At 41.8% G+C, this 7033-nt stretch carries 8 protein-coding genes; 6 read left to right on the top strand and 2 right to left on the bottom strand.

The annotated features are described in order from the left end of the window. Positions 1–2 precede the first annotated feature (2 nt). From KIH41_RS15795 to KIH41_RS15805, 3 genes are all read left to right on the top strand, one after another. The gene (locus tag KIH41_RS15795; RefSeq protein ID WP_213945592.1) at positions 3–680 is read left to right on the top strand and encodes a LytR/AlgR family response regulator transcription factor; all 678 of its coding nucleotides are present in this window, start codon (positions 3–5) and stop codon (positions 678–680) included. Further along, the gene (locus KIH41_RS15800) at positions 677–1522 is read left to right on the top strand and encodes a hypothetical protein (protein ID WP_214162988.1); all 846 of its coding nucleotides are present in this window, start codon (positions 677–679) and stop codon (positions 1520–1522) included. Before KIH41_RS15795 ends, KIH41_RS15800 begins: the two co-directional genes overlap by 4 nt. A gap of 155 nt (positions 1523–1677) precedes the next feature. Continuing rightward, the gene (locus tag KIH41_RS15805; protein WP_214162989.1) at positions 1678–2247 is read left to right on the top strand and encodes a hypothetical protein; all 570 of its coding nucleotides are present in this window, start codon (positions 1678–1680) and stop codon (positions 2245–2247) included. 52 nt (positions 2248–2299) lie between these two features. Here KIH41_RS15805 and KIH41_RS15810 read toward each other — a convergent pair whose 3' ends face one another. Then, positions 2300–2833, bottom strand: a complete 534-nt coding sequence (locus KIH41_RS15810; RefSeq protein WP_246539178.1) for a methionine-R-sulfoxide reductase — start codon at positions 2831–2833, stop codon at positions 2300–2302. Positions 2834–3024: 191 nt separating this feature from the next. On the opposite strand from KIH41_RS15810, the gene KIH41_RS15815 reads away from it, so the two are divergent. Then, entirely contained in the window at positions 3025–3234 is a 210-nt protein-coding gene (locus KIH41_RS15815; protein ID WP_213945595.1) for a hypervirulence associated TUDOR domain-containing protein, read from the top strand. A 63-nt stretch (positions 3235–3297) separates the two neighbouring features. On the opposite strand, the gene KIH41_RS15820 is transcribed toward KIH41_RS15815, so the two are convergent. Then, the gene (locus KIH41_RS15820) at positions 3298–4095 is read right to left on the bottom strand and encodes a polysaccharide lyase (RefSeq protein ID WP_214162990.1); all 798 of its coding nucleotides are present in this window, start codon (positions 4093–4095) and stop codon (positions 3298–3300) included. 628 nt (positions 4096–4723) lie between these two features. Between KIH41_RS15820 and KIH41_RS15825 the strand changes: the two genes are divergently transcribed. Together KIH41_RS15825 and KIH41_RS15830 are read left to right on the top strand one after the other, a co-directional pair. After that, on the top strand, positions 4724–5641 hold the full coding sequence (locus tag KIH41_RS15825) for a bile acid:sodium symporter family protein (RefSeq protein ID WP_214162996.1): 918 nt from the start codon (positions 4724–4726) through the stop codon (positions 5639–5641). A 93-nt stretch (positions 5642–5734) separates the two neighbouring features. Continuing rightward, positions 5735–6886, top strand: a complete 1152-nt coding sequence (locus KIH41_RS15830) for a hypothetical protein (protein WP_213945597.1) — start codon at positions 5735–5737, stop codon at positions 6884–6886. Positions 6887–7033 lie beyond the last annotated feature (147 nt).

Genomic DNA, 7033 nt, shown 5'->3' on the forward strand with positions numbered 1-7033 from the left:
AGATGCTGACGGCAATAGCTATTGACGATGAACCCATGGCCTTGGAAGTGGTGAAGGCACATGCTTCCAAGGTTCCTTTCCTGGACCTTCAGCATGCCTTCACCGATGGCATACAAGCACTGGAATTCCTTAAGGACAATCCCGTAAACCTGATTTTCCTCGATATCAAGATGCCGGATATTTCAGGGATGGAACTGGCCACCCTGCTTCCCAAGCAGACCATGGTTATCTTTACCACCGCTTATTCCGAGCATGCGGTCAAAAGCTTCGAATTAGACGCGGTGGACTACCTGCTCAAGCCTTTCCACCTTAGCCGCTTTTTGAAATCCTGCCAAAAGGCCCAGGAACTGTATGCCTTCAAAGCAGGTGCGGGCTCTGGATCCATCTTCATCAAGACCGGCTACGAGCAGGTCCGGATTGATTTTGACAACCTCCAGTATTGCGAGGCCAACGGCAACTATGTCACCTTCCACCTGCCCCGCGAAAAAATTCTCAGCCGTATGACCCTCGGGGAGGTTGAAGACTTGGTTCCCGCAAGCTTTATCAAGACCCACCGCTCCTTTATCGTCAACAGCTCCAAAATTGACCGCGTCGAGAGGCACCAGCTTTCTATTGGGGAGAAAATGGTTCCGGTGAGCAGCTCCTATTACGAAATGTTATTAAAAAAAATCAGCAAATGAGTTACAAGAAAAGTAACACCGAGTATAGCCACAAACCATCAAAATCGATCTCGAGTAAATCTTCAACGATGAATTTCAACATCCACCAAACCGGTAAAAATCTCAAAGAAAAAATATCCCGGCGTATAAAAAGGTCCCAGATTCCCATCCTTGTTTATCTGGTCCTTATTTGCAGTATGGCTCTCCTTTGGTATTTGAGAGATTTTCAGGACGGCATCACCATGGATTTCTTTGCCGAGCTTTTTGGTGCGGCCTTTACGCTGTTTATCATTGATGTCCTATTGGTCCGGTCCAAAACCAAGCGATGGAAGAATGTACAGGAGGAAATCAATTACCTTATATCCAGAAACGTCAACAGGTTGAGAGACGGGATCTCAACCAGGGTCTTCGGATTTTCACCCACCATTGACCATGAGTTGGACGAATTGCAGGCCATCCAGGCCGTACGGGACCAGCGCAATGTTTTCCTCATCAGGATAGCTGCCCTCAATGAGGAAGATTTAATCAGAAGCCTGCACCAAGAGGAGCTATTTTCCGACAACACTTATGATTATTTCAATGAAAAGGCGGATGAGGTTTGGGCTATTTTAAATATGAAATACTCTGATGATCTTCACCCGGAAATGGTTTCCCTTTTAATCAACCTTCATGTCCAATTGAAGGACATATGTAGCCACATCAGGCAATACCTGAAAATAAAACGCTTCCCTGAAGAGCGCAAATATTATAGCACAATAGGATTGAAAGGCGTATCTGTGAGTATGTCCAAAATTCTCCTGATTTTAAACAGGTTAAAGGAGGAAGGATATTCGGAAGCAGCTTCATTGATAAAATCTGCTTAAGTCAATTTTACCAATGATTACCAAAAGTAAGTAGCCATGTTTACACAAATCTATTTCAGGGCTGTTACTTAGAAACAGTATATGTAGCCAATTACAGTAGGAAAATTTCCAATTTTTGGAATAATTACTAAATTCACTATTTCAAACTTTTCCTTATGAGAAAAATCCTACTTTCTATTTTGGTCATCACGGTAATTTTGTTTTTATGGAGCGGAATGACGCAGATGTTCCCGTGGGGCGTCCCTTCTACTCAAAATGTAGCTACCCAGAGTCCGGGACAGGAAAAATTTGAATCCGACCGGGTTTTGGAATTGCCGGCCCAAAGTCTCACCACCTCAGCTTACGATTCCCTCTTTGCTGGAAAAATCAGTACCCTAACCACGGATGATACATTTTCCTGGATTGTCAACCGGCCAATAGAGACGTATGATATGACGGGATATTTTGTCAAAGAGATCATTACCCAAGCCTTGGTGGCCCTCCATTTATCAATATTGCTTTTCCTGACCCAGCCCTTGCCTTTTGGCAGACGGATGGCGATCATTGTTTTTGCCTCCCTGGCTGCTGTCACGGCAATCTATGGGCAGTTGATGAACTGGTGGGGCTTGCCCAATGTCTATGCTTTGGGCGTTAGTTTCAACCTGATTATTGGATGGACAATTGCGGCCTATGTATCGGCAAAATGGATAATAAAAAAACCGGCACACCCTGCTGTACCGGCTTAAAATAGACATTAAATTAAACTCTGTGCCCTCTGCGTCTCTGCGGTTAATTTCTTTAATTTTCCACCTTAGTAGGAAGCGGTTTCCCGTCAGGAATAAAGCTCATGGAAACTGAGTTGACACAGTGTCGAACATTTTTGTCGGTGAATCTTTCCCCTTCAAATACGTGCCCCAAGTGACCATCACAGTTGGCACAAAGGATTTCTACCCTCCTACCATCTGGGTCAGTCTTCCTGGTCACCGCACCTTCTATCTCATCGTCAAAGGCAGGCCAGCCGCAGTGGCCGTCAAACTTGTCCTCTGACTTGTAAAGTGGTGCATTGCACTGTCGGCAGATGTAGGTTCCTGCTTCAAAATGGTTGTCATACTCTCCCGAAAAGGGTCTCTCTGTACCTTTTTTCCGGATTACGTAATCCTCCATATCGTTCAATACATTGAAAGGATTGTTTTTTCCATCCTTTACGATCAGCTTTTCATCTTTTTGTTCTGACATAGTTTCTTTCTGGGTTTCTTTCCTGTTGGATTCCTGCGCACACGCGCCAAAGGCCACCGAAATGGCTAACAGGGTTACAATAATATATGTTTTCATCTGATTGAAATTGTCTTTGGTGCCAATGGAATTCCGTCAAGACTTTCTCGCGTTACTCCAAATTTTATTAATGCATAAATAACAAGAAACAGTTTAGGAAGGTTTACCAGCATGTATCAAGTACGAAAAGTCAAGTCATTAAAATGGTTTTATTTAAACGCATAATTCAAACTTTAAACAAAAATCTAACTATGATCAGGGAAGGAAGCAAAGTAAAATGGAAATGGGGTGATGGATATGGGTATGGAAAAGTAAAAGAAACCTATGATGAGGAGGTAAGCAAAACCATAGATGGCTCAAAAATCACCCGCAAGGGAGAAAAGGGCAACAAAGCCCTCCTGATCGAACAGGAAAGCGGAGACTTGGTATTGAAACTGGAAGACGAAGTTGAAAAAGAATAGGTTTTGCCAGCCGGCCAAAAAAAAGGCAGCCCTTGAGCTGCCCTGATTGCTAAATTTTAACGTTTATTTTGCTCCCATTTCTGAAAGTACGGCTTTTTGGCTTCCTAGTTTGATGTTATCAAACATGATCACCCTTACGTCAGTATCGGTAGTCCTGTTGGCCCATGAGGCTTTGTAGATTCCTACTTTCCATCTAGGCAAGGGAAGTTTATACATGTTGCCTCCTTTGTGGGTAAGTACTTTTTTGCCGTTTTGCCAAACCTCCAGCAGTCCGTCGGTACCCGGAGAATGGACAATGTGGAAGACGAAGTGGTGCCAGGTATCCTTTTGCAGCGCCCCGAGGTCAAAATCCTTTCTGGATTCTTTGGTGTTTCCGGATTTAATCAAAAACCTGTCATTTTGAATTCTGATCGTGGTGGCTGGGCTTCCTCCCCCCTCTTGGTGCCATTGGGAGATAATATCGTTGTCCCTGTCTTTCTTAAAACCAGTTGAAGGAACATACAAAGAGTAGGAATACCACCTGTCCCTGTTGGCCTGGGCCGGGAAGAGGACCTCTGCCCTCTTTCCCCCGCTGACGATGGGATCCTTGTATCTCAATTCAAATCTTCCGCCCTTGTTTGACTTATCCCGCGGATCCTGCACCGTCTTGAAAGAATGGCTCGCAGGAAGCTGCCGGTGAACCTGCCCAAAAGGGTTGCTTCCTTCAAAATTTTCCTGGACCAGGATGTTGGCCGAGGTGGACCTCAATGCAGCCATTTCTTCTGTGAACTCATCCTGACCTGTGGTGTCGCAGGCTGAGAATGCTGCACCTAAGAAAGCTAAACTCAATAAAAGCGAAAACTTGTTTTTTGATTTACTCATGTTCTAAATAATTTAATTGCTGGGGAATTTTATTCTTTGACCGGAATTCACATCATTTTTCCAATTCCGGTGAGAAGCCCCAAGCCAAAATCTATTCCCAGAAAACCGTACGAAATTTAGACTAGAGAAGAAAAAATATGATTTTACCAAGCTAATACAATCCTTTTCCACTGATATTAAGATTATTGCCTTAAAAAATTAACCTTTTTAAAATCCGTGTATGCACTTAAACCCGACACCACTTTTAAAAGGGTTTCACCTTTCAACTAAATTATTTATGACAAATTCAATTTTAACATGAATATTTCAATATATAATAAAATATTTCAATTGAGGTAAAATATTATTGTTTTCAGGTTAAAAATCACCTTTTGTTAATAAATTTAGAAAAATTGATGAACGGATATTTATAGTAAATAAATATCCATTTTTATGAAACAACACGTGTTTTTGAAAATTACTGCGGGTTAGTCTATTTAGCCTAATTCACTAAAAAGTTGTGGAATTACCCTCCTCACTCTGGGGAGGGTAAATTGAGATATACTCAGATTTTGTCGACTATCTACAAGATAACTCATAACAAGGCTAAGCTAACAATTATGATATTAAAAGTACATTCCTTATTATTATCGTTTATTTTAGTGATAAATCACCAACTATTCTTATGGAACAAAACATCGTCACTGACTTGCTGCTTCCCCTCGCCCTGGCTGTGGTTATGCTCGGTATGGGCCTAAATCTTGTGCCAGCTGATTTCAAAAGGATTTTTCGTAATCCAAAACCCATATCTATTGGTCTGCTCAACCAACTGCTCTTACTGCCCCTAATGGCATTTCTCCTGCTGTTGCTCTTTTCCTTGAAATTTGAGCTTGCGGTCGGAGTCATGTTATTGGCCGCATGTCCGGGAGGGCCAACCTCGAACCTGTGTACGCATCTGGCAAAAGGCGACATAGCCTTGTCGGTATCACTGACGGCCATCACCACGGTGGTCTCCATGTTTACCATCCCCTTGATCGTCAACTTTTCCATCCTGCACTTCATGCCGGAAGGAGAAGCGGTCACTTTGCCTTTGGCGGGAACCATCATAAAATTGCTTATCATCGCCATCATCCCAATTGTTTTGGGCATGGTAATACGGAATTTTGCGCTTTCCTGGGCGAGGATGGCCGACAGACCGGTAAAGTTTATGTCAGCCGTTTTTCTCGTGGTCATCATTGGTGGGGCCATAGTCAAGGAAAGAGAACACCTGGTGGAGTATTTCATACTGGCCGGGCCCGTTACACTGAGCCTTAATATCATGACCCTGCTGGTGGGGTATCTCACTTCCAGAATCTTCAGCCTGAATTCCAGGCAGCGCATCACCGTTTCCATTGAATCCGGCATCCAAAACGGCACCCTGGCCATTACTATCGCCGCCTCCATGCTGCAAAGTACGGCCATGACCATCCCCCCTGCCATCTACAGCCTATTGATGTTCTTTTCGGCAGGAGTAGTGATAGCCTTGGCGATTAGGAAAAAGGAGATGATAACGCAGGCTGCGGCATAAATTAGTTTTACTAAGTTGTTAACAGATTATTTTGATTGGAATAAAAATTACGCTAAGTTTAATTAATTCCATAGTCCATTTTAAATTAATAAGATGAGAAGCCTTTTAGTTTGTGCTTTATTTTTAATATTATTTTCATGCAGCGATAATTCTCCCTCAATTAAACCTGCTAACCTCTTTGATTTCGAAAGTGGGCAATTCATTATTAATAAGCCTTCTGACAGTAACATTCTAATGTTTACGGGAACCGTAGAGTCTGATTCTGGAAGATACTTTGTCAGTGAAACGACCAACAAATATGAGCTTTTTGATTTTGAAACGGGCCTTCGCAAATTTTCCTTTCAGATTCCATTTGACGGCCCGGAAGCTATGAAAAGATCTATGAATGGTACAGCCATGATTTCGCCTGCGGAATATGTTGCATTTAATCAAATAGGTCAATTTCATAGCTATGTAAACGGAAGATTAAACCGGGATATACACATTAACCTTTCAGAAATCACCCAACATAAATTTACCCAAATTTCCAAAGGGACAGGGAATCTCACCAAACTAAGTACAGGTAAATACCAAGTTGTATTAAACCCTTTTGATATCATGGATCCTAATGGAGGTTTTGATACTGAGTTTAGTGCTTGGGTTTTTCAAATTGATTTGGAAAAAGGTATTAGCTGTGTCTCTAATTTTAATTCACCATATGATGAATCCTTTCATGACAGTCCCTCTGCTACGTTGACCCTTGGGACGAGAAATCATGCGCAGGATGAATATTGGTTTATGTATGCCTTATCAGATTCAGTTTATCGAATAGAAGACTGCAAAATCGTTCAAAATCATAAATTGGACAGTGGTAATGAAGTTATTTATTATCCCGATGTGGTTACCAGAAATGGGAGAAACACCCAATGGAACTCTAACCCCAAAAATCATAAAAACATCAAACTTTTTTACGATAACAAAACCTCGACTTTTCTAAGAGTGTTAGAACTACCCAAAAAGATCAATGAAGAGGATCTTAAGGCAATGGATGTCAGAAAAGCATCCAAATTAAAATCTGACTATCAAATCCTCATTTATGATCAACAGTGGAACTTGGGCGCTATCCTTAACTTCACTATACCCGAAGGGAATAATTTGGAGAGTTGCTTTGTGCATGAAGGCATATTTTATTTGAACCAACCAAATCAAGAAAATGAAGATGAATACGTATTAATGAAATTTGACCTGACAAAAGCTATTATTTAATACTACCTATAATAGAGAAAGAAAGACTACAAAAATTAGTGAAAATAAACTCATTTTACCTTGTGATCTATGCATCTACCCTCCCCGAGAGTTAAAGGCCATCTTTTACCTAAACTTCCCCTTCAGCATCGCCAGCTTCGCGGCCAA

Origin of the sequence: Litoribacter ruber (genome assembly GCF_018500185.1) — a bacterium.
Classification (GTDB): Bacteria; Bacteroidota; Bacteroidia; order Cytophagales; family Cyclobacteriaceae; genus Litoribacter; species Litoribacter ruber.

Bases quoted from the DNA above. Each gene is read 5' to 3' on its own strand.
- KIH41_RS15795 (WP_213945592.1), top strand. From the start codon at position 3: ATGCTGACGGCAATAGCTATTGACGATGAACCCATGGCCTTGGAAGTG.
- KIH41_RS15800 (WP_214162988.1), top strand. From the start codon at position 677: ATGAGTTACAAGAAAAGTAACACCGAGTATAGCCACAAACCATCAAAA.
- KIH41_RS15805 (WP_214162989.1), top strand. From the start codon at position 1,678: ATGAGAAAAATCCTACTTTCTATTTTGGTCATCACGGTAATTTTGTTT.
- KIH41_RS15810 (WP_246539178.1), bottom strand. From the start codon at position 2,833: ATGAAAACATATATTATTGTAACCCTGTTAGCCATTTCGGTGGCCTTT.
- KIH41_RS15815 (WP_213945595.1), top strand. From the start codon at position 3,025: ATGATCAGGGAAGGAAGCAAAGTAAAATGGAAATGGGGTGATGGATAT.
- KIH41_RS15820 (WP_214162990.1), bottom strand. From the start codon at position 4,095: ATGAGTAAATCAAAAAACAAGTTTTCGCTTTTATTGAGTTTAGCTTTC.
- KIH41_RS15830 (WP_213945597.1), top strand. From the start codon at position 5,735: ATGAGAAGCCTTTTAGTTTGTGCTTTATTTTTAATATTATTTTCATGC.